Source organism: Paraburkholderia sp. BL25I1N1, assembly GCF_003002025.1.
Lineage (GTDB): Bacteria > Pseudomonadota > Gammaproteobacteria > Burkholderiales > Burkholderiaceae > Paraburkholderia.
Genome location: NZ_PVZB01000005.1, coordinates 356,262 through 378,721, shown reverse-complemented (window position 1 = coordinate 378,721; position 22,460 = coordinate 356,262). Strand labels below are relative to the sequence as shown.

Here is a 22,460-nt window from a genome sequence, read left to right as displayed (position 1 = left end):
ATCCGCCCTTTATTTCCAGATGTTCAACGGCGACATGATCCAGAAGCCGACCACCACCAGCCACACCACGCAGACCGGAATGAAGATCTTCCAGCCCAGACGCATGATCTGGTCGTAGCGATAGCGCGGGAATGTGGCACGCGCCCAGATGAACACCGACAACAGGAAGAAAACCTTGGCGACGAGCCATACGATGCCCGGGACGAACGACAGGAAGCCGAACGGTGCACTCCAGCCGCCGAGGAACAGTGTTGCAGCCAATGCCGAGATCACGATCATGTTGATGTACTCGGCGAGGAAGAACAGCGCGAACGCCATACCCGAGTAATCGATCATGTGGCCCGCGACGATTTCCGACTCCCCTTCCACCACGTCGAACGGGTGACGGTTCGTTTCGGCGATGCCCGAGATGAAGTACACGACGAACATCGGCAACAGCGGCAGCCAGTTCCACGACAGGAAGTTCAAGCCGTACGATGCGAAGATGCCATGTTCCTGCGAAGCGACGATGCCCGACAGGTTCAGCGTGCCGGCGGTCATGAGCACGACGACGAGCGCGAAGCCCATCGAGATTTCGTACGAAACCATCTGCGCCGCGGCGCGCATCGCGCCGAGGAACGCATATTTCGAGTTCGACGCCCAACCGGCCAGAATCACGCCGTACACGCCGATCGACGAGATCGCCATTGCGTACAGCAGACCTGCGTTGATGTCGCCAAGCACTGCGCCCGCCTGGAACGGAATCACGGCCCAGACCGCGAAGGCGGGCACCACCACCATGATCGGCGCGATCAGGTAGATCCAGCGGCTCGCCTGCGCCGGCTGAATCACTTCTTTCAGCAACAGCTTCAGCACGTCGGCGATCGGCTGCAGCAAACCTGCGGGGCCGACGCGGTTCGGGCCGAGACGCACGTGCATCCAGCCGATCAGCTTACGCTCCCACAGAATCAGGTAAGCCACGCACAGCAGGATCACGACGGCCACCACCAGGATGCGCACCAGTGCCCACACCGTGGGCCATGCCACACCGAGAAGCTGGGTGCCGCCCGAGTTGATCGTATCGAACAAGCTCATTTACGCCTTCTCCACCACCAGTTCACCGAACAGGCTGCCCAGCGCTGCACCGGCAGGCGTAGCCGCCGATACGCGGACGACCGTCTCCGCAAGATTCGCGTCGCGCACGGCCGGCAACTGCACCGATTGCTCGCCCTGGCGCACGCGCACCGCGTCGCCTTCCTTCAAACCCAGTTTGTCGAACAGCCCAGCGGGCAGACCGACCGTATTCGCCGCACGTGCTGCAGCGGTCAGATGCAACGACTCGGCGCGACGCACCAGCGCATCGGCGTGATAGATCGGCACGTTCGCGATACGTTCGAACTTGCCTTCCGCTGCCTTCGCCGCCTTGCCGCGTGCAACCGTGACGCCCGTCTTGTTCGACAGACGCGAGTTCAGTCCGCCGTCGCCGAGAGCGGCCGCGCGCACTTCTTCCGAGGTGTCGAATTCGAAGCCGGGCAGGCCCAGCAGGCTGCCCAGCACGCGCAACACCTTCCATGCCGGACGCGTGTCGCCGAGCGGTCGCACGACGCCGTTGAACGTCTGCACCGTACCTTCGGCGTTGACGAACGTGCCGGCCGTTTCCGTGTACGGAGCGATCGGCAGCAGCACGTCGGCGTATTCCGCGCCGGTCTGGAACGGCGACATCACGACAACCATTTCAGCCTGCTTCAGCGCGGCCAAAGCCTGTGCCGGATTGGCCGTGTCGAACTCCGGTTCGACGTTCAGCAGCACATAACCCTTGCGCGGTTGCTCGAATACTTCGCGAGCGTTCAGACCGCCCTCGCCCGGCAACGCGTTCACGAGATGTGCGCCGACCGTGTTGGCCGCTTCCGTCAGGAAGCCGAGCGTTGCGCCGGTCGCATCCGCGATCCATTGGGCGGCTGCGTGAATGACGGCGAAGTCCGGATGACGGACCGCGCTGTTGCCCAGCAACACCAGGCGACGTTCGCCCGTGGCGAGCGACTTCGCGACTTTCTTGTGCGCATCCGCGGGCTGCGTGCCGGCGAAGGCTTCCGGCAGTGCCACGCCGTTCGCTTCCGACACCGCGCCGGCGATTCCAGCGAGTGCCTCGATCCATGCGGACGGCGCTGCCACGACGCGCTCCGCTTGCGGAATCAGCGCATCGTCGTTGGTGGATTGCACGAGCGTGAGCTTCGCGCCGCCCTTCGCGGCCTGACGCAGACGCGCGGCGAACAGCGGATGATCGCGACGCAGATCCGAGCCGATCACCAGTGCGGCGTCGACGTTCGACAGATCGGCGATCGCCGTGCCGAGCCACGGCGTGCCGCTGACCGGTGCGGAGAAATCCGACTGACGCAGACGGAAGTCGACGTTAGGCGTGCCGACCGCTTGCGCGAGTTGCTTCAACAGGAACAGTTCTTCGACGGTGCTGTGGGCGCTGCCGAGTGCGGCCAGCGCATTCGCGCCGTGGTCGCCCTTGATGCCCTTCAGTCCCTTCACCACATATTCGAGCGCGGTTTGCCAGTCGGTCTCGACCCACTTGCCGCCTTGCTTGAGCATAGGCTGGGTCAGACGCTCGGGGCTGTTCAGGCCTTCGTACGAGAAACGGTCTTTGTCCGAAATCCAGCATTCGTTGATAGATTCGTTTTCGAACGGCAGAACGCGCATCACGCGATTGTTCTTCACCTGCACCACGAGGTTCGCGCCGACGGAATCATGCGGGCTCACCGACTTGCGGCGCGACAGTTCCCACGTACGGGCGCTGTAGCGGAACGGCTTGCTGGTCAGCGCGCCGACCGGGCACAGATCGATCATGTTGCCCGACAGTTCCGAATCCACCGTCTTGCCGACGAACGATGTGATTTCCGAATGCTCGCCGCGGCCCAACATGCCGAGTTCCATCACGCCGGCCACTTCCTGACCGAAACGGACGCAACGCGTGCAGTGAATGCAGCGCGACATTTCTTCCATGGAGATCAGCGGGCCGACGTTCTTGTGGAACACCACGCGCTTTTCTTCGCTATAGCGCGATCCCGACTTGCCGTAGCCCACGGCCAGATCCTGCAACTGGCACTCGCCGCCCTGATCGCAGATCGGGCAATCCAGCGGGTGATTGATCAGCAGGAATTCCATCACGGCTTGCTGGCCCTTCACCGCCTTGTCCGACTTGGTGCGCACGATCATGCCAGCCGATACCGGCGTGGCGCACGCAGGCACCGCCTTCGGCATCTTTTCGACATCGACCAGACACATCCGGCAGTTGGCCGCAATCGACAGCTTCTTGTGATAGCAGAAGTGAGGAATGTACGTGTCGACCTTATGCGCAGCCTGGATCACCATGCTGCCTTCAGGCACCTCTACTTTCTTGCCGTCTATTTCAAGTTCAACCATGATGGTCAATCTTCCTTAACCTGTTACCGCTCAATCGTTCGCCCGTTCATCGCCCGTTTCAGGCGATGAATCCCGCGGATGACGTGTTCTTCTGCGTGCTTATCTGCTTATCGATCCGCAGACTTAAGCCGCTACGGTTTCCGACGCCGCCGCTGCGCCGGCATGACCGCCGACGAGGCAATGCTTGTGGGCGACGTGATATTCGAACTCGTCCCAGTAGTGCTTGAGCATGCCGCGAACCGGCATGGCCGCTGCATCGCCGAGCGCGCAGATCGTGCGGCCCATGATGTTTTCAGCAACCGAGTTCAGCAGATCCAGATCTTCCGGACGGCCGAGCCCATGCTCGATACGATGCACGACGCGGTACAGCCAGCCCGTGCCTTCGCGGCAAGGCGTGCATTGACCACACGATTCTTCGTAATAGAAATACGACAGCCGCAACAACGAGCGCACCATGCAACGCGTCTCGTCCATGACGATGACCGCGCCTGAACCGAGCATCGAGCCGGCCTTGGCAATCGAGTCGTAGTCCATGTCGGTCTGCATCATCATGTCGCCCGGAATCACCGGTGCCGACGAGCCGCCAGGAATCACGGCCTTGATCTTCCTGCCGCCGCGCATGCCGCCGGCGAGTTCCATCAGCGTGGAAAACGGTGTGCCGAGCGGAATTTCGTAATTGCCCGGACGTTCGACGTCGCCGGCGACCGAGAAAATCTTCGTGCCGCCGTTATTCGGCTTGCCGATTTCGAGGTAATTCTGCGGGCCGATTGCGAGCAGGAACGGCACTGCGGCGAACGTCTCGGTGTTGTTGATCGTGGTCGGCTTGCCGTACACGCCGAAGCTCGCCGGGAACGGCGGCTTGAAGCGCGGCTGGCCTTTCTTGCCTTCCAGCGATTCGAGCAGCGCGGTTTCTTCGCCGCAGATATAGGCGCCGTAACCGTGGTGCGCATGCAGTTCGAACGAGAAGCCCGAACCCATGATGTTTTCGCCGAGGAACCCGGCGCGGCGAGCTTCGTCCAACGCCTGTTCAAAGCGTTTGTAGACTTCCCAAATCTCGCCGTGAATATAGTTGTAGCCGACCGTAATGCCCATCGCGTACGCGCCGATGGCCATGCCTTCGATCAGCGAATGCGGATTGAAGCGCAGGATGTCGCGGTCTTTGAATGTGCCCGGTTCGCCTTCGTCCGAATTGCAGACGAGGTACTTCTGGCCGGGGAACTGACGCGGCATGAAGCTCCACTTCAGACCGGTCGGGAAGCCCGCACCGCCACGGCCACGCAGACCCGACGCCTTGACGTCGGCGATCACCTGCTCGGGCGGAATCTTCTCTTCCAGAATACGGCGCAGCTGTGCGTAACCGCCGCGCGCCACGTAGTCTTCGAGATGCCAGTTGTCGCCGTTCAGGCCGGCGAGAATCAGCGGTTTGATGTGACGATCGTGTAAAGACGTCATTTCGAAAGTTCCTCGAGCAGCTGGTCGATCTTCGCGCGGCTCATGAAGCTGCACATGCGATGGTTGTTCACCAGCATCACCGGCGCGTCGCCGCACGAACCCATGCACTCACCTTCTTTCAGGGTGAACTTGCCATCGGGCGTGGTTTCGCCGAAGTCGATGCCGAGCTTCTGCTTCAGATATTCAGCAGCGCTGTCCGAGCCGCCGTCCGGGCCGAGCTGGCACGGTAGGTTGGTGCAGAGCGTGATCTTGTATTTGCCGACCGGCGAGGTCTCGTACATCGTGTAGAAGGTAGCCACCTCCTGCACGGCGACTGCCGGCATGCCGAGATAGTCCGCGACGAACTGCATGAGTTCGGGCGTCAGCCAGCCATGCTCTTCCTGAGCAGTGGCCAACGCCGACATCACGGCGGACTGTTTCTGATCGGCGGGATACTTCGCGATCGCGCGATCGATTTCTTTCAGGCCTTCAGCTGAGATCATTTTCAGACACGACTCTTTCAATTCCTACCGAACGAAAACCTGTCGCGCGCTGCATGATGCGACAGACCCGGCGTTCCTTTGCTTGACGCGCGCTTCGGTGCAATCTGAAGGCGCGCTCTGATGAATACGTCCTAGCGATCCACTTCGCCGAACACGATGTCCTGCGTGCCGATGATCGTCACGGCGTCGGCGATCATGTGACCGCGCGCCATTTCATCCAGCGTGGACAGGTGCGCGTAGCCCGGTGCGCGGATCTTCAGGCGATACGGTTTGTTGGCGCCGTCGGAGATCAGATAGATGCCGAACTCGCCCTTCGGATGCTCGACCGCGGCGTATGCCTCGCCTTCCGGCACATGGAAGCCTTCCGTGAAGAGCTTGAAGTGGTGAATCAGCTCTTCCATGTTCGACTTCATACCTACGCGCGACGGCGGCGCAACCTTGTGATTGTCGATCATCACGGGGCCGGGATTCTTACGCAGCCACTCAATGCACTGTTTCACAATGCGTGTGGACTGGCGCATTTCTTCGACGCGTACCAAATATCGGTCATAACAGTCGCCGTTGACCCCCACCGGGATGTCAAAATCGAGCTTGTCGTAGACCTCGTACGGTTGCTTCTTGCGCAAATCCCATTCGATACCCGAACCACGCAGCATCGCACCGGTCATGCCGAGGTTCAGCGCGCGTTCCGGGCTGACCACGCCGATACCGACCAGACGTTGCTTCCAGATCCGGTTGTCGGTAAGCAGCGTTTCGTATTCGTCGACGCACTTCGGGAAACGCGTAAAGAAATCGTCGATGAAGTCGAGGAGCGAACCCTGACGGTTCTCGTTCATCTTCGACAATGCCTTGGCATTGCGAATCTTCGACGCTTTATATTGCGGCATTGCGTCAGGCAGATCGCGATAGACGCCGCCCGGACGATAGTAAGCCGCGTGCATCCGTGCGCCCGACACCGCTTCGTACACGTCCATCAGGTCTTCGCGTTCACGGAACGCGTACAGAAACACCGCCATTGCGCCGACGTCGAGCGCGTGCGCGCCGATCCACATCAGGTGGTTCAGCACGCGCGTGACTTCGTCGAACATCACGCGAATGTATTGCGCGCGCACCGGCACTTCGATGCCGAGCAGCTTTTCGATCGCCATCACGTAGCCGTGCTCGTTGACCATCATCGACACGTAGTCGAGACGGTCCATATACGGCACCGACTGGATGAATGTTTTGGTTTCGGCGAGCTTTTCAGTCGCACGATGCAGCAGGCCGATGTGCGGATCGGCGCGCTGGATGACTTCGCCGTCGAGTTCGAGCACGAGGCGCAGCACACCGTGCGCTGCCGGATGCTGAGGGCCGAAGTTGAGCGTGTAGTTCTTGATCTCTGCCATGGCGTTCTCTTAGTGTTTCAGACCGCCATAGCGATCTTCGCGGATCACGCGCGGCGTGATTTCTCGCGGCTCGATCGTCACAGGCTGATAGACGACGCGCTTCTCTTCCGGGTCGTAACGCATTTCGACATAACCGGAGACAGGGAAATCTTTGCGGAACGGGTGACCGATGAAACCGTAGTCAGTGAGGATGCGGCGCAGATCCGGATGGCCTTCGAAGACGATGCCGTACAGGTCGAATGCTTCGCGCTCGTACCAGTTGACCGAATTCCAGATTTCGACGACAGACGGCAGGATCGGCACTTCGTCGTCCGGTGCGAACACGCGCAGGCGCAGACGCCAGTTGTTCTGCACCGACAACAAATGCAGCACGGCCGCGAAACGCGGACCGTCGTAAGCGCCTTCGGCGTAGGTTTGATAGTCGACGCCGCACAGATCCACGCATTGCTCGAAACCGAGCGAGCGGTCGTCGCGCAGACGCGTTGCCACGTTGAGGTAGTCGCCAGCCTTCACGACGATCGTCAACTCACCGATTGCTTCGCTGAGGTTCAGCAGGAGGCCGCCAAAGGCCGCCTCGAGGTTCGCTTTCAGGGTCTCGAGTTTGCTTGCCATATTGTGGGGGAGGCGTTGGCCTTATTGACGGGCGATTGTGTTGGTGCGGCGAATCTTGGCCTGAAGCTGGATCACGCCGTACACCAGCGCTTCCGCCGTGGGCGGACAGCCCGGCACGTAGACGTCCACGGGCACGATCCGGTCACAGCCGCGCACCACCGAATACGAGTAGTGGTAATAGCCGCCGCCGTTCGCGCACGAGCCCATCGAGATCACCCAGCGCGGCTCGGCCATCTGGTCGTAGACCTTGCGCAGAGCCGGCGCCATCTTGTTGCACAGCGTGCCGGCGACGATCATCACGTCCGACTGACGCGGACTCGGACGAAACACCACGCCGAAACGGTCGAGGTCATAACGGGCAGCGCCCGCATGCATCATCTCGACCGCACAGCACGCAAGACCGAACGTCATCGGCCACAGCGAGCCGGTGCGCGTCCAGTTGATCAGTTTGTCAGCTGTGGTGGTGACAAACCCTTCCTTCAAGACCCCTTCGATACTCATTTGCTTTCCACTCCAGACGGGGCGGCAAGCCTTGGCCACCCACGCAAACCGGCGATTAATCCATCATTCCCAGTCGAGGCCGCCTTTCTTCCAGATATAGGCGAAGCCCAACAGGAATTCGAGCAGGAAAATCATCATTGCCATGAAGCCGGGCCAGCCGATGTCGCGCAGGGCGACGCCCCACGGAAACAGGAACGCGGTTTCAAGATCGAAAATGATGAAGAGAATGGCGACGAGGTAATAGCGCACGTCGAACTTCATGCGCGCATCTTCGAATGCTTCGAAGCCGCACTCGTACGGTGCGTTTTTCTCGGTATCGGGCTTGTTGGGACCGAGGATCTTGCCGATACTGACCAGTGCTACGCCTAAACCGGTGCCCACAACGAGGAACAACAAGACGGGGAAATAGGCTGCGAGGTTCAAGACTATCCTCAATCGGTTGGTTCTGAGTGCCGTCAGGAGCATAGCACTCCTGACGCGAAATCACTTCCGAAACGCACATGCCGCAAGCCCAACGCAAGCCGCACGCCAGAAGTGAAAATGCCAGCCGAAGCGAAGCAAGCGGCTGGCATTTAGATAACATTTTGGTGCCGACGGCGAGACTCGAACTCGCACAGCTTTCGCCACTACCCCCTCAAGATAGCGTGTCTACCAATTTCACCACGTCGGCACTGCATGCAATCCGGGAAAACAACTTATAAAACCCGCGAATCGCTTCAAGACTTAGATTGTAACTGGTCTAAACAGATTGTTCAACGCACAAAAGCACGTTTGAACGAAAATTTATTTCGGCACGTCGGTCGCCGGGACCGACGCAGCCGACGCCGGCAAAACAGCCGAGCCACCTGCCGGCGCTGACGCAGCCGAGGCCGCGACCGGTGCGGTGACAGCCGCGCCCAGCACGCCTGCGGAAGGTTTCGCACGATACGCGCCGAGGTAAGTGAGCGTCAGCGTGGTGACAAAAAATACCGCTGCGAGCACTGCGGTTGTACGCGACAAAAAGTTCGCCGAACCGGTCGCACCGAACAGGCTGCCGGACGCGCCGCTACCAAAAGCCGCGCCCATATCGGCGCCTTTGCCGTGCTGCAGCAAAACGAGGCCAATCACCCCAAGTGCCGACAACAGCTGAACGACGATAATCAATGTTTTCAAATACAGCATCACACTCACCTGAGTCTTTATTTAACCGCGCCACACACTGCGTGTTGCACGGGATGGGGTCATCCTCGCCAAGGCGCCCTGCTTAACCGGCGACGCTCGTTGCGGCCGCCGCCTTGCAGATCGCCAGGAAATCCTGCTCTTTCAACGACGCGCCGCCGATGAGGCCACCGTCGATATCCGGCTGGCGGAACAGTTCTTCCGCGTTTTCCGGTTTCACACTGCCGCCGTACAGCAACGGCACATCCGCCACCGCCGCGCCCTTTGCCGCCAGACGCGCACGCAGGAACGCATGAACTGCCTGCGCCTGCTCCGCGCTTGCGCTCTTGCCGGTGCCGATCGCCCAAACCGGCTCGTACGCGACGACAAGCTTCGCCGCCTCTTGCACCGACAATTTCGCCAGCACTTCGTCCAGTTGCGTGCCGACCACCTGCTCGGTCGAACCGGCTTCGCGCTCTTCAAGCGTTTCGCCGACGCAAACGACCGGCGTCAGACCCGCTTCCAGCGCGCGCTGCGTTTTGACCGCGACCAGCTCAGCGCTTTCGCGATGATAGGCACGGCGCTCCGAGTGCCCGACGATCGCGAGCGTGGCGCCGAACTCCGCCACCATCGGCGCGGCCACTTCGCCGGTATAGGCGCCGTGCGTGAACGCCGACACGTCCTGCACGCCCCATACGACCCGGCTGCCGTCCAGCAACGATTGAGACTGCGCGAGATACGGACTCGGCACACAGACGCCGACGCGCACGTCGGCCGGCAATTCGCCCGCGCCTTGTGCCACCGCTTGCAACAACGCAGCGTTCTCGGCGAGGCGCCCGTGCATCTTCCAGTTACCGACTACCAGCTTGGCTCGTTGTTTCGACATCGTCTCGTCTTGTCTTGGCGGCGGACTTCGTTTGCGCTTACAGTCCGCCTTTCGGTTTCATGCGGCGTGCGCAAAACGCGCAATTTTACTGCGTGGGGTGGATCGGGTCAAACCGACCTGTCAAGCGTCCTGACCCCAAGACAGTACGATCTTGCCGACATGCGTGCTGCTCTCCATCAGCGTGTGCGCATCGGCAGCCTGCGCGGCTGGAAATACGCGATGCACCACGGGCTTGATCCGCCCATCTTCGAGATGCGGCCACACGTGCTCTTTCAACTGCGCGGCAATCTTCGCCTTGAATTCGATCGGCCGCGGACGCAGCGTCGAACCCGTCACCGTCAAACGGCGGCGCAATACTTCGTTCAGATTCAGCTCCGCCTTCGCGCCGCCCAGCAACGCGATCAGCACAATGCGGCCGCCATCCGCCAACGCCGTCAGCTCGCGCGACACATAACTGCCCGCCACCATGTCGAGCACCACGTCGACACCGCGATCGTTGGTCAGCGACTTGATCACTTCGACGAAATCTTCAGTCTTGTAGTTGATCGCGCGCTCGGCGCCTAACGCTTCACATGCGCGGCACTTCTCATCCGAGCCCGCGGTTGCAAACACGCGAAAGCCGAGCGCATGCGCAATCTGGATCGCCGTCACGCCGATGCCGCTCGAACCGCCTTGCACCAGCAGCGTTTCGTTCGGCGCGCCTTCGCCCTTGCCGAGTTGCGCACGGTCGAACACATTGCTCCACACCGTGAAGAATGTTTCGGGCAGCGAAGCAGCTTCGACATCGGACAAACCGGCCGGCACCGGCAGGCATTGCAACAACGGCGCGACCGCGTATTCCGCGTAGCCGCCGCCGGCCAGCAACGCGCACACGCGATCGCCTACCTTCAGACCGAACGGGTTGTTCTTCTCGTCGATGTTTCCTTCGACGATTTCGCCCGCCACTTCCAGCCCCGGCAGATCCGACGCGCCCGGCGGCGGCGCATAGCCGCCCTTGCGCTGGAACACGTCCGGACGGTTGATGCCGGATGCGGCCACCTTGATCAGCACCTCGCCTGCTTTAGGCTGCGGCGTGGGCCGCTCAGCCAGCTTCAGGACTTCCGGCGCTCCGAATTCGGTGATTTCGATCGCTTTCATCTGCGTCTACTCCAAGATTGGATTGCGTTGCATGCCGGGATGAACAGGTAGAGTACCCGTTTCTAATTACCTGCAACGCAATCCACCCTGCAGCCTTCATAAAAAACGGCCGGCGCGCATTCGCGCTGCCGGCCGTTGTTCCGCTACCGCATTACTGCGGCGTCGGCTCGCCTTGCGGCGCGCCGCTCGCGCCATTCGCGCCTTCGTTCAGCAACGCCTTGGCCGACAAACGCACGCGGCCCTTTTCGTCCGTCTGGATGACCTTGACCTTCACTTGCTGGCCATCCTTCAGGTAGTCGTTGATGTCCTTGATACGCTCGTTGGCGATTTCGGAGATGTGCAGCAGACCGTCCTTGCCCGGCAGGATGTTGACGATCGCGCCGAAATCGAGCAGCTTGAGCACGGTGCCTTCGTACACCTGGCCCACTTCGACTTCCAGCGTGATGTTCTCGATACGCTTCTTCGCTTCGGCCATCCCTTCGCTGCTCGTGCTGGCGATGGTGACGACGCCGTCGTCCGAAATATCGATCGTCGTGCCGGTTTCTTCGGTCAGCGCGCGGATCACCGAACCACCCTTGCCGATCACGTCGCGGATCTTTTCCGGATTGATCTTGATGGTGATCATGCGCGGTGCGTAGTCCGACAGCACCGTGTTCGCGCCCGACACCGCCGAGGTCATCTTGCTCAGGATGTGCATACGGCCTTCCTTCGCTTGCGCGAGGGCGACCTGCATGATTTCCTTGGTGATGCCCTGGATCTTGATGTCCATCTGCAGCGCGGTCACGCCTTGTTCCGTACCCGCTACCTTGAAGTCCATGTCGCCGAGGTGATCTTCGTCGCCGAGGATGTCGGTCAGCACGGCAAACTTGTTGCCTTCCAGGATCAGGCCCATGGCGATGCCGGCGACGTGCGCCTTCATCGGCACGCCGGCGTCCATCAGCGCGAGGCAGCCGCCGCACACCGAAGCCATCGACGAGGAACCGTTCGATTCCGTGATTTCCGACACGACGCGGATCGAGTAGCCGAATTCGTCGGCGCTCGGCAGGCACGCAGCCAGCGCGCGCTTGGCCAGACGGCCGTGACCGATTTCACGGCGCTTCGGCGAACCGACGCGGCCCGTTTCGCCGGTCGCGAACGGAGGCATGTTGTAATGGAGCATGAAGCGTTCGCGGTACTCGCCTTCGAGGGCGTCGATGTTCTGCTCGTCGCCCTTGGTGCCCAACGTGGCCACCACCATCGCTTGCGTTTCGCCGCGCGTGAACAGTGCCGAACCGTGGGTACGCGGCAGCACGCCGGTACGGATTTCGATCGGGCGCACGGTACGCGTGTCGCGGCCGTCGATACGCGGTTCGCCGTTCAGGATCTGCGTACGGACGATCTTCGCTTCGATATCGAACAGCACATTGCCGACGGTTGCCTTGTCGGCCGCCACCGTGCCGCCCGCGGCAGCTTCTTCTTCCAGCTTCTTCGACGTCGCTGCGTAGACTTCCTTCAGCTTGGTCGAACGGGCTTGCTTGTCGCGCAGTTGATACGCAGCCAGCAGGTCGGCTTGCGCCAGTTCCGTCACGCGTGCGATCAACGGCTCGTTCTTCGCCGCCGGTTGCCAATCCCATTCCGGCTTGCCGCCTTCACGGACCAGATCGTGGATCGCGTCGATCGCGATCTGCATTTGCTCATGACCGAACACCACGCCGCCGAGCATTACTTCTTCGCTCAGTTGCTGCGCTTCCGATTCCACCATCAGCACCGCGCGTTCCGTACCGGCGACGATCAGGTCGAGCGCCGATTCCTTCAATTGCGGACGCGTCGGGTTCAACACGTATTCATTGTTGATGTAGGCCACGCGTGCTGCGCCGACCGGGCCGTTGAACGGCAGACCGGACACGGCGAGCGCCGCCGACGCGCCGATCAGCGCGGGGATGTCGGCGGGGATTTCGGGGTTCAGCGACAGGACGTGGATCACGACCTGAACTTCGTTGTAGAAGCCTTCCGGGAACAGCGGACGCAGCGGGCGATCGATCAGGCGCGAGATCAGCGTTTCGCCTTCCGACGGACGGCCTTCACGGCGGAAGAAGCCACCCGGAATCTTACCGGCGGCGTAGGTCTTTTCGAGGTAGTCGACGGTCAGCGGGAAGAAGTCCTGACCCGGCTTGGCGGTCTTGGCGCCGACCACGGTGGCCAGCACCACGGTATCTTCGACGTCGACGATCACGGCACCGCTCGCCTGGCGAGCGATTTCGCCGGTTTCGAGGCGAACCTTATGTTGTCCCCACTGAAATTCTTTGACGATCTTATTGAACATAGTCATTGCTTTTCCTCTTCGTTATGCCGCGCGGACCAGAAGCGGCGCGGCAACGCCAGGACCGGCGCCACATGGGAAGAGTAGTGTTATGCCATTCCAGAGAACCACGCCTTACAATGAGTACGCGCGAACCGCTGGAATGACACAAAGCTCCGCCCCTGAAGCCCGGCCGTGAATCCCTTCTTTACTGCCTGCTCTACTGCCTGATTACTGCTTCGCTGCTCCCGCCGCATGAACCGGCACGCCACTGCGGAGAACAGCCGGCGCGCATCACATGAAGCGCACCGTGCAAAAACAAAATGCCTGTATCAGTGGAACTGACACAGGCATCTTGCTGAACGACTGGCCGATTACTTACGCAGACCCAGCTTCTCGATCAGTGCGCGGTAACGATCCGCGTCCTTACCCTTCAGGTAGTCGAGCAGCTTACGACGGCGGCTCACCATGCGCAGCAGACCGCGGCGGCTGTGGTGATCTTTCGTGTGTGCCTTGAAGTGAACGGTCAGTTCATTGATGCGGGTCGTGAGCAGCGCGACCTGAACTTCGGGGGAGCCGGTGTCGTTGGCTGCGCGTGCGAATTGCGCAACGACTTCGGACTTCTTGCTTGTTTCAACTGCGGACATGTCGATTTCCTTAAGAACTAGACAGGCGGTCACGGAAGAAAGGCCGTGCCGTGGGTTACCCGTATTTGACACGCCCTGGATACAGGCTTGCCTCATAACGGGACGCGTATTGTAGCACAGCCGATTCCGGCCGCGAACCCGGCTGTGCCGGGCGATGGCGCGCGCCCGATCCGCATTACGGCCGCTTCATCTTGCAGACGGTCGGCAAGACGGTGCGCTCGGGCGGCAACGCCAGCACCGTGCGAAACCCGTAGCCGGAGCCTTCATTATCGAAATGCACGCCCGGCGTGCCGGCCTTGTCCATCTCCATCACGTAAAGGGGCTGAAACAGTTGATGATCGTCGGCGCGCATCCGCGAGGCGTGAAAGCCGTTGTCGAAGCGGATTCCTTCCAGCGCTTTCGCCACTGCCGTCGGGTCGGCGCTGCCGGCGCGGGTCATCGCCGCGGCCAGGGTTTCGATCATCAGCGGCATGCGCAGCACGGGGTAATCGTCCTGCGCGGCCGGGAAACGGGTCCGGAAGGCGGCGTACCACGCGTCGGACGCCGCGCCGCCAGCGTTCGGATGCCAGTCTGCCACCGCAATCACGTGACCGACGCCGGCGTCGCCCAACGCTGCCGGCGCGCCGAGGCTGTTGCCGTAGAAGGTGTAGAACTTCGTGTCCAGCCCCTGCTCGCGCGCGGCCTTGACGAGCAGCGTCAGATCGTTGCCCCAATTGCCCGTGATCACGGCGTCCGCCCCGCTCGCGCGGATCTTGGCGATATACGGCGCGAAGTCCTTCACGCGGCCGATCGGATGAAATTCGTCGCCGACCACCGCGATGTCCGGACGCTTCGTGGCCAGCGTCGAGCGCGCGAGGCTGCTGACGTCGTGCCCGAAGCTGTAATCCTGGTTCAGCAGATAGACTTTCTTGACCGCCTTGTCGCGCTGGATCACGTCGGCCAGCGCGTCCATACGCATGCCCGCGTGCGCGTCGAAGCGGAAATGCCAGAAGCTGCAGTTGGCGTTGGTCAGCGCCGGGTCGTCGGCGGAATAGTTGAGAAACAGTTCGCGGTTGCCCGGTTCGCGGCTGTTTTGCTTGTCGATCGCGCCGATCAGCGCGGCGGCAACCGCCGAGCTGTTGCCCTGCATGATGTAGCCGATACGGCGGTCGGCGGCCGCGCGCAGTTGCGTGAGCGCTTCTTCGGTGCCGCCTTTGCTGTCGAGCACGACCAGTTCGAACGGATGCGCGCCGTCGGCGAGCTTCACGCCGCCATGCGCATTGACCTGCTCGACGCCGAAGCGCAGGTTGCGCTCCACCGCCGCACCCGCGTTGGCGAACGGGCCCGACATGCCTTCGATTAGCGCCAGCTGGATCGGCGCGCCGGCGGGTTTGCTCGCCGGTTTCGCCGCCGCGTTAGCCGCCTGGTTAGCCGCTGGGCCGGCCGCTGGGTTAGCCCCAGTCGCGGCCGGCTCGCTTGCTGCATACGCAACCGCTGCCGCCACGGCCATCGACATTGCCGCCAGCGCCGCCGCCGCGCTCCGTTGCCACTTCGCCATCGTCATTGCCCCGCCTGCCTGATGAAAGCGCGGATCATAGGTCGTTCAGCATGGAATAAGCAAGCCGGCGCAAGCGTTGTCGTATTGCCGGGCCAGCTCTGCACGCAGCGCAATCTTTTGCCGCAGCGCGTGTCAAAATAATGCGTCTCGATGATAAAAACCGCTACTCAAACGCCATCGGAGGAATACATGTTCAACCGCCATCACGGCACGGCGGCCTCGATCGGAGCGCCTGCCGCAGGGCGCCTGCGCCGCGCGGCGCTTGTTTGCCTGAGCGCGCTGGCGCTCGCCGGCTGCGTGCAGCCGTGGCAGCAATACACTCAGGGCGCGGACGAATCGACCATCGTCGCGCGCCTCGGCCCGCCGCGCGAAAGCTACGACCTGCCGGACGGCGGCAAGCGGCTGATGTGGCCGACCCAGCCGATGGGCGAAACCACCACCGCAGCCGATATCGACGCGGCCGGCAAGATCGTCAACGTGCGCCAGGTGCTGCAACCGAACGAGTTCTATCGCGCCGAAATCGGCAAATGGACCAAGAGCGACGTGCTGGTGAACTTTGGCCGACCGGTCGAAACCTCGTACTTCCCGCTGATGAAGCGCGAAGTCTGGACTTATCGCTACCTGGAAGACAACGTCTGGTACATGATGTACAGCTTTTATTTCGACGAGCAGGGCATCGTGCGGCTCACGCAGAAAACGCCCGATCCATTGCACGATCCGGATCGTCGCAGCCTGTTCTGAGCGCCCCGCGAACCGATCCGCATGAATCTACGAAGCCGCCTTCCCGGGCGGCTTTTTTTTATTTATTGCGCATCACGGCGAATATTATTTCGTGCACAGACGATTTATTTTTTGATAGAAAGGCTTTCGTAAGCATTGATTCGGCGCTGGCCTCACATGAGGCCGCACGGGCTCAGCCGTGAATTTCGGCGCCGAATGAATACGCCCCATTTACGGAGCCGCTATCGATGAACCGTCCCAAACGCCTGCTAGTCGCCAATGTTGCCTGGGCGCATGAAACCGCCGTGCGCAACCCCCAGTTTTTCCGTGATCTGGCGCGCGGTCAGAATCCCCACGTACTGTGGATCGGCTGCTCGGACAGCCGCGTGCCCGCCGAGACCATCACGCATTGCGAGCCGGGCGACCTGTTCGTCCACCGCAACATCGCCAACCTTTTTCAGCCCGACGACGACAATTCGGCGAGCGTTCTCGAATATGCGGTGAAGGTGCTGAAGGTCGGCCACGTGATCGTCTGCGGCCACTACGGATGCGGCGGTGTGCGCGCCGCGCTGCTGCCGCCCGAGCCGAGCCTGCCGCATGTGAATCGGCGGATCGCGCCGCTTTGCTCGCTCGCTAACGCGCATCGCGAAGAACTGCAGGACCTCGAGAGCGAACGTGAGCGTGTCAATCACCTCGCCGAGCTGAATGTGCTCGAACAGGTGCGCGGGCTGCGCGCGCACCCCGTCGTGCGGGACGCCGATCCGGCGCCGCTCGTGCACGGCTGGATCTTCGCGCTCGAAGACGGCCGCCTCAAGGTCCTCACGTCGGGCTACGACGCCGACGACGCCATGACCTGCGCGACCGCCGCCCACAGCGCGGCCGCCTAGCGCGATAGCCACGCGAGACCTTATGCGAATCCGATCCGGTTCAGCTTTCGCCGCATACCAGGCGCCACTCCTTACTGCACCGACACCATGAACCTTCGAGCTTTTTTCTCCACATTTCAGCGCGACCTGCTGGCGGGCACGGTCGTTTTTCTGGTCGCCCTGCCGCTCTGCCTGGGCATCGCCAACGCATCGGGCGTCGAACCGTTTGCCGGGCTCGTCTCGGGCATCGTCGGCGGGCTGGTGGTGGCCGTGCTGAGCGGCTCCCGTCTGAGCGTGAGCGGGCCGGCGGCGGGCCTTGTCGTGATCGTCGTCGATGGGATCGCGCAGCTCGGCAGCTTCTCCGCGTTCCTGGCGGCCGTGCTGCTGTCCGGCGCGATCCAGTTCGGTTTCGGCATGCTCAAGGCCGGCCGTTTTGCCGCCTATGTGCCGTCGCCGGTAATCAAGGGCATGCTCGCGGCGATTGGCGTGCTGCTGATCGTCAAGCAGTTTCCGCTCGCGCTGGGACTGTCCGGCGTGGATGCGGCGTCCGGTGCGCAAGCCACCGCGCAGACAGCAACGGCGATTGCCACGCCATTCGGTTCGATCTCGCTGGCGGCTTGCGTGATCACCGTGCTGTCGCTGGCGATTCTGATCGGCTGGGAAACTCGCGCATTTCGCCGCTTCGCACTGGTGCGCCGCGTACCGGCGCCGCTCGCCGTCGTTCTGCTGGGAATCGGCGCGACGTTGCTGCTCGGCGTGCTGGCGCCGTCGCTCGCGCCGCCCGCCGAACATCGCGTGGCGCTGCCGCCGCTGGAATCGTTCGCCGCGTTGCGGGTCGCTCTCGAATGGGCCGACTTCGGGCCACACTTCGCGCAGTTGATCAATCCGGATGTCTGGCGCGTCGCCATCACGCTGGCGATCGTCGCGAGCCTGGAAACGCTGCTGAGCCTTGAAGCCGTCGAGCAGATCGATCCCGAGCGACGCGCAGCGCCGCCGGATCGCGAACTGAAGGCGCAAGGTATCGGCAACCTGATTGCCGGTGCGATCGGCGGATTGCCGATCACGTCGGTGATCGTGCGCAGTTCAGCCAATGTGCATGCGGGCGCGCAAAGCCGGCTCTCGGCAATTATTCACGGCATGCTGCTGCTCGTCAGCGTGTTTGCGCTCACCAGCGTCATCAACCTGATTCCGCTCGCCTGTCTCGCGGCGATTCTGATCTTCACGGGGATAAAGCTCGCCAAGCCGTCGCTGTTCGTCGCCATCGCGAAACAGGGCTTTGCGCCGTTCGCGCCGTTTATCGTCACCCTCGTCGGCGTGCTCGCGACGGATCTGCTGATCGGCATCGTGCTCGGCATTCTCTGCAGCGTGCTGCTCGCGCTGTATGCGAATCTGCGCAGTCCGATCGTGCTCGCGCAACATGGCGACCACTATCTGCTGTCGTTTCGCAAGGACGTGTCGTTTCTCGGCAAGGTGCCGCTCAAGCACTACCTGCAACAGATTCCCGACGGCGCCACCGTGATCGTCGATGCCACGCGCGCCGATTTCGTCGATCACGATGTGCGCGAACTGCTCGACACGTTCGTGGCCGATGCGCCGCGCCGCGGCATCGCAGTCGAAGTGCGGCACCAGGTGCAGGCACAGGCGCGCGCGTCACGCGGCTGGTCGGTGCGGCGCGCGGCGACGGAGTAACTCGGCTCGCAATGAACAAAGCCCCGTGCCAATCAAGGCACGGGGCTTTTCCGATTCGTACGGCGGCGACAACGACAACGACAGCGACGTCTACGCCGTCACGCCGTTAGCGCGCGGCTGCCACGCCGCTCACTCCGAACGCTGCGGATTCAACCTGTCCGCGTTCGAATACAGCTTGTTGAGCGCCGAGATATACGCCTTCGCCGACGCCGCGACGATATCCGGATCGGTGCCGACGCCATTGACGATGCGCCCGCTCTTCGATAGGCGCACAGTCACTTCGCCTTGCGCCTGCGTGCCGGTGGTGATCGCATTCACCGAGTACAACAGCAGTTCCGAGCCGCTGCCCACTTCCGTTTCGATCGCGTTCAGGGTGGCGTCGACCGGGCCATTGCCGCGCGCTTCGCCGGTCACTTCCTTGCCTTCCATGGTGAACACGATCTTCGCGTGCGGCTGCTCGCCGGTTTCCGAATGTTGCGACAGCGACAGGAACTTGTAGTGCTCCCTCTCCTGCGCCTCGGCGGATTCTTCCGTGACGATCGCGATGATGTCTTCGTCGAAGATTTCCGACTTGCGATCGGCCAGTTCCTTGAAGCGCGCGAATGCCGTGTTCAATTCCGCTTCGCTGTCCAGCGCGATACCCAGTTCCTGCAGACGCTGCTTGAACGCGTTACGGCCCGACAGCTTGCCGAGCACGATCTTGTTCGCGCTCCAGCCTACGTCTTCGGCGCGCATGATTTCGTAGGTATCGCGCGCCTTCAGCACGCCGTCCTGATGGATACCGGATGCGTGCGCGAACGCGTTCGCGCCGACCACGGCCTTGTTCGGCTGCACGACGAAACCCGTGATCTGCGACACCAGCTTCGAGGCCGGCACGATCTGCGTGGTATCGAGACCGATGTCGAGGCCGAAGTAATCCTTGCGGGTCTTCACCGCCATGACGATTTCTTCGAGCGACGTGTTACCCGCGCGCTCGCCGAGGCCATTGATCGTGCACTCGACCTGACGCGCGCCACCGATCTGCACGCCGGCCAGCGAATTCGCCACCGCCATGCCGAGGTCGTTGTGGCAATGCACCGAAAACACCGCCTTGTGCGAGTTCGGAATGCGCTCGCGCAGCGTTTTGACGAGCTGACCGTACAACTCCGGCACGCCATAACCTACTGTGTCGGCGATGTTGATCGTGGTCGCGCCTTCGGCGATCACCGCTTCCAGCACGCGGCACAGGAAGTCCATATCCGAGCGGCTGCCGTCTTCGGGCGAGAACTCGACGTCGTCGGTGAACTTGCGGGCGAAACGCACGGCCAGCTTCGCCTGCTCGAACACCTGGTCCGGTGTCATGCGCAGCTTCTTTTCCATGTGCAACGGCGAGGTTGCAATGAACGTGTGGATGCGGAAGTGATCGGCGGGTTTGAGCGCGTCGGCCGCGCGCTGAATGTCTTTGTCGTTCGCGCGCGCGAGCGAGCAGACCGTGCTGTCCTTGATCAGGCTCGCGATCGTGTGAATTGAATCGAAGTCGCCGTTCGAGCTTGCCGCGAAGCCTGCTTCGATCACGTCCACTTTCATCCGCTCGAGTTGCTTCGCGATACGGATTTTCTCTTCTTTCGTCATCGACGCGCCAGGCGATTGTTCGCCGTCTCGCAACGTGGTGTCGAATATGATCAGTTTGTCGGACATGTCGAGTCTCCTGCGGAGTCGTTCAATTATGGGGAGGGGATATTGGAATTGGCTGTTTGCGCTACCACTGGCGACGCTCGATCACGGACGAAGCGAACCGGGGACAAAAACGATCCGCGTGACCAGAAGCGTGACGTTCGGCGTGACGGTCCGCGCGGCGCACACTCCAGCATAAGCACGGTCAGCGGCGCGCCGCGTGTCGAGACTCGTTGCGCGGCTCGGCAAGGAATGTAGACGCATTGATCCAACGACTATAGCGACATTCCCGCTGCCGTGCAATTAGCGCCGGACCTGCGTGAGACGGGCCGCGGAGCGCCGCGAGGCGGCCTCGCCGAAAGCAAAACGGCGGCCCGAAGGCCGCCGTTTTCCCATGTCGTGCCTGGCAGCGCACGCAAACCGCTCGCTACCGGTTGTTACAAGTTTCTACCGGTCGACAGACACCGACCGGGCCGGATTCGCCCTGCCTCGCACCGCCTGATAACCCCAGAATACGTAACCGGACAGGCCGTACAGCACGAACAGGCCGAACAGCATCAGCGGCGGGTCGGAGGACACCAGCACGAACGCGACCACCACCAGCAGAATCACCCCGAACGGCACGCGATGCCGCACGTCGAGCGCCTTGCCGCTGTAGAACGGCGCGTTCGACACCATCGTCACGCCGGCGTAAATCGTCAGCACGAAAGCAACCCACGGCAACCACACCAGCTTGAGCGGCACGCGGTTGTCCGTAGCGAGCCACACGAAGCCGGCGATCAGCGCCGCCGCGGCCGGGCTCGGCATGCCCTGGAAGAAACGCTTGTCGACCACGCCGATGTTCGTGTTGAACCGCGCCAGACGCAATGCCGCGCCCGAACAGTAGACGAACGCCGCGAGCCAGCCCCAGCGGCCGAGGTCTTTCAGAATCCACTCGTACATGACCAGCGCCGGCGCCACGCCGAACGACACCATGTCCGACAGGCTGTCGAACTGCTCGCCGAACGCACTTTGCGTATGCGTCATGCGGGCGACGCGACCGTCCATGCCGTCGAGCACCATCGCCACGAAGATCGCGATAGCCGCGACCTCGAAACGCACGTTCATGGCCTGCACCACGGCAAAGAAGCCGCAGAACAGCGCCGCCGTGGTGAAGGCGTTCGGCAGCAGATAAATGCCGCGCTTTCTCAGGAACTGCTGACGCTGGGCACGCCGGCTGTCGACCGCCGCCTCCGTCACCATCGGCTTGTTACGGCGGAACGGACGCGGAAGCGGTCCGCTGTTACGGGGTCGACGCGGTTTGAATGCGGCCATTCGGAAACCTCCTTGGTGCCGCTTTATAGTTCAGCGAGGATCGTGGACGACGCCGAAACCTTCTCGCCGATCGACACACGCGGACGGCTGCCCACCGGCAGATACACGTCGACGCGCGAACCGAAGCGGATAAATCCGTAACGTTGACCACGGGTGAGCGGCTCACCTGCCCGTACGTAGCAAAGAATGCGCCGCGCGATCAAACCGGCGATCTGCACCGAAGTCACCGTCTGGCCGCCGGCCATTTCGATCACCACCGCATTGCGCTCGTTTTCGGTCGAAGCCTTGTCCACCGCGGCATTCAGGTACGCGCCCGGAAAATATTCGACCTTGGAGATCGCGCCATCCACCGGCGAGCGTTGCGAGTGCACGTTGAAGACGTTCATGAACACGCTGATCTTCAGCGCTTCGCGATTGGCATACGGATCATGCGCGGTTTCGACCGCGACGATACGGCCGTCGGCCGGGCACAGCACGGCATTCGCCTGTGTGGGGATAGGACGTGCCGGATCGCGGAAGAACTGCACGACGAAGATCAGGAGGAGCCAGAACAGCCATGAAAAGCCGAACCCCGCGATGAAGTGAACCAGCAATGCAACGACGGCCGCGATGGCGATGAACGGCCAGCCTTCTCGCGCGATGATCGGATGAGGGTAATTCATGAATGGCTTCTGTGTTTTTGTAAAACCGTAGGATAGCAAAAGCCGCCCAGGGTTCAGCACCCTTGGACGGCTTTTTGATCTGTCCGGCTGTTAC

Annotated in this window: 20 protein-coding genes and 1 tRNA gene; 3 read left to right on the top strand and 18 right to left on the bottom strand. The window is 62.0% G+C overall.

The annotated features are described in order from the left end of the window. Positions 1 to 9: 9 nt before the first annotated feature. The 15 genes from nuoH to B0G73_RS10385 form a co-directional block, all read right to left on the bottom strand. Complete coding sequence (gene nuoH / locus B0G73_RS10455; protein WP_106280370.1) at positions 10 to 1,074, bottom strand: NADH-quinone oxidoreductase subunit NuoH; 1,065 nt, start codon at positions 1,072 to 1,074, stop codon at positions 10 to 12. Next, positions 1,075 to 3,408, bottom strand: coding sequence for an NADH-quinone oxidoreductase subunit NuoG (nuoG, locus tag B0G73_RS10450; protein ID WP_106280368.1), 2,334 nt, complete (start codon positions 3,406 to 3,408; stop codon positions 1,075 to 1,077). A gap of 123 nt (positions 3,409 to 3,531) precedes the next feature. Further along, positions 3,532 to 4,860, bottom strand: a complete 1,329-nt coding sequence (gene nuoF / locus B0G73_RS10445) for an NADH-quinone oxidoreductase subunit NuoF (RefSeq protein ID WP_106280366.1) — start codon at positions 4,858 to 4,860, stop codon at positions 3,532 to 3,534. Continuing rightward, positions 4,857 to 5,342: an NADH-quinone oxidoreductase subunit NuoE gene (gene nuoE, locus B0G73_RS10440; RefSeq protein WP_106280364.1), complete on the bottom strand. Its 486-nt coding sequence runs from the start codon at positions 5,340 to 5,342 to the stop codon at positions 4,857 to 4,859. Before nuoE ends, nuoF begins: the two co-directional genes overlap by 4 nt. Positions 5,343 to 5,473: 131 nt before the next feature. Beyond that, positions 5,474 to 6,727 (bottom strand): NADH-quinone oxidoreductase subunit D, encoded by a 1,254-nt coding sequence (locus B0G73_RS10435; protein ID WP_012432378.1) that lies wholly within the window; start codon positions 6,725 to 6,727, stop codon positions 5,474 to 5,476. Between the two features lie 9 nt (positions 6,728 to 6,736). After that, positions 6,737 to 7,339 (bottom strand): NADH-quinone oxidoreductase subunit C, encoded by a 603-nt coding sequence (locus tag B0G73_RS10430; RefSeq protein ID WP_106280363.1) that lies wholly within the window; start codon positions 7,337 to 7,339, stop codon positions 6,737 to 6,739. 21 nt (positions 7,340 to 7,360) lie between these two features. Beyond that, positions 7,361 to 7,840, bottom strand: a complete 480-nt coding sequence (locus tag B0G73_RS10425) for an NADH-quinone oxidoreductase subunit B family protein (protein ID WP_006052903.1) — start codon at positions 7,838 to 7,840, stop codon at positions 7,361 to 7,363. Positions 7,841 to 7,903: 63 nt separating this feature from the next. Continuing rightward, entirely contained in the window at positions 7,904 to 8,263 is a 360-nt protein-coding gene (locus B0G73_RS10420) for an NADH-quinone oxidoreductase subunit A (RefSeq protein WP_013339872.1), read from the bottom strand. A 162-nt stretch (positions 8,264 to 8,425) separates the two neighbouring features. Then, a tRNA-Leu gene (locus B0G73_RS10415) sits at positions 8,426 to 8,510 on the bottom strand. A gap of 113 nt (positions 8,511 to 8,623) precedes the next feature. Beyond that, positions 8,624 to 9,001: a preprotein translocase subunit SecG gene (gene secG / locus B0G73_RS10410; protein ID WP_095419939.1), complete on the bottom strand. Its 378-nt coding sequence runs from the start codon at positions 8,999 to 9,001 to the stop codon at positions 8,624 to 8,626. Positions 9,002 to 9,083: 82 nt separating this feature from the next. Beyond that, positions 9,084 to 9,863, bottom strand: coding sequence for a triose-phosphate isomerase (gene tpiA, locus B0G73_RS10405; RefSeq protein ID WP_106280361.1), 780 nt, complete (start codon positions 9,861 to 9,863; stop codon positions 9,084 to 9,086). Between the two features lie 120 nt (positions 9,864 to 9,983). Further along, complete coding sequence (locus B0G73_RS10400) at positions 9,984 to 11,000, bottom strand: NAD(P)H-quinone oxidoreductase (RefSeq protein ID WP_106280359.1); 1,017 nt, start codon at positions 10,998 to 11,000, stop codon at positions 9,984 to 9,986. Positions 11,001 to 11,151: 151 nt separating this feature from the next. Next, a complete protein-coding gene (pnp, locus tag B0G73_RS10395) occupies positions 11,152 to 13,308 on the bottom strand; it encodes a polyribonucleotide nucleotidyltransferase (protein WP_181196525.1) in 2,157 nt (718 codons plus the stop codon). Positions 13,309 to 13,652: 344 nt separating this feature from the next. Further along, positions 13,653 to 13,925 carry a 30S ribosomal protein S15 gene (gene rpsO / locus B0G73_RS10390; protein WP_011487489.1) on the bottom strand — a complete coding sequence of 91 codons (273 nt, stop codon included), beginning with the start codon at positions 13,923 to 13,925 and terminating at the stop codon, positions 13,653 to 13,655. Positions 13,926 to 14,100: 175 nt separating this feature from the next. Then, positions 14,101 to 15,468 (bottom strand): branched-chain amino acid ABC transporter substrate-binding protein, encoded by a 1,368-nt coding sequence (locus B0G73_RS10385; RefSeq protein WP_106280355.1) that lies wholly within the window; start codon positions 15,466 to 15,468, stop codon positions 14,101 to 14,103. 183 nt (positions 15,469 to 15,651) lie between these two features. Here B0G73_RS10385 and B0G73_RS10380 point away from each other — a divergent pair, with 183 nt between their 5' ends. From B0G73_RS10380 to B0G73_RS10370, 3 genes are all read left to right on the top strand, one after another. Continuing rightward, complete coding sequence (locus B0G73_RS10380; RefSeq protein ID WP_106280353.1) at positions 15,652 to 16,203, top strand: hypothetical protein; 552 nt, start codon at positions 15,652 to 15,654, stop codon at positions 16,201 to 16,203. 227 nt (positions 16,204 to 16,430) lie between these two features. Then, complete coding sequence (locus B0G73_RS10375) at positions 16,431 to 17,069, top strand: carbonic anhydrase (protein ID WP_106280351.1); 639 nt, start codon at positions 16,431 to 16,433, stop codon at positions 17,067 to 17,069. Positions 17,070 to 17,156: 87 nt separating this feature from the next. Next, positions 17,157 to 18,737: a SulP family inorganic anion transporter gene (locus B0G73_RS10370; RefSeq protein ID WP_106280349.1), complete on the top strand. Its 1,581-nt coding sequence runs from the start codon at positions 17,157 to 17,159 to the stop codon at positions 18,735 to 18,737. Between the two features lie 129 nt (positions 18,738 to 18,866). Here the strand turns inward: B0G73_RS10370 and B0G73_RS10365 are convergent, their stop codons facing one another. From B0G73_RS10365 to B0G73_RS10355, 3 genes are all read right to left on the bottom strand, one after another. Then, positions 18,867 to 20,414 carry a 2-isopropylmalate synthase gene (locus B0G73_RS10365; RefSeq protein ID WP_106280347.1) on the bottom strand — a complete coding sequence of 516 codons (1,548 nt, stop codon included), beginning with the start codon at positions 20,412 to 20,414 and terminating at the stop codon, positions 18,867 to 18,869. Positions 20,415 to 20,837: 423 nt separating this feature from the next. Continuing rightward, positions 20,838 to 21,704: a CDP-diacylglycerol--serine O-phosphatidyltransferase gene (gene pssA, locus B0G73_RS10360; protein ID WP_012432366.1), complete on the bottom strand. Its 867-nt coding sequence runs from the start codon at positions 21,702 to 21,704 to the stop codon at positions 20,838 to 20,840. A gap of 23 nt (positions 21,705 to 21,727) precedes the next feature. Beyond that, positions 21,728 to 22,366 carry a phosphatidylserine decarboxylase gene (locus B0G73_RS10355; protein ID WP_012432365.1) on the bottom strand — a complete coding sequence of 213 codons (639 nt, stop codon included), beginning with the start codon at positions 22,364 to 22,366 and terminating at the stop codon, positions 21,728 to 21,730. Positions 22,367 to 22,460 lie beyond the last annotated feature (94 nt).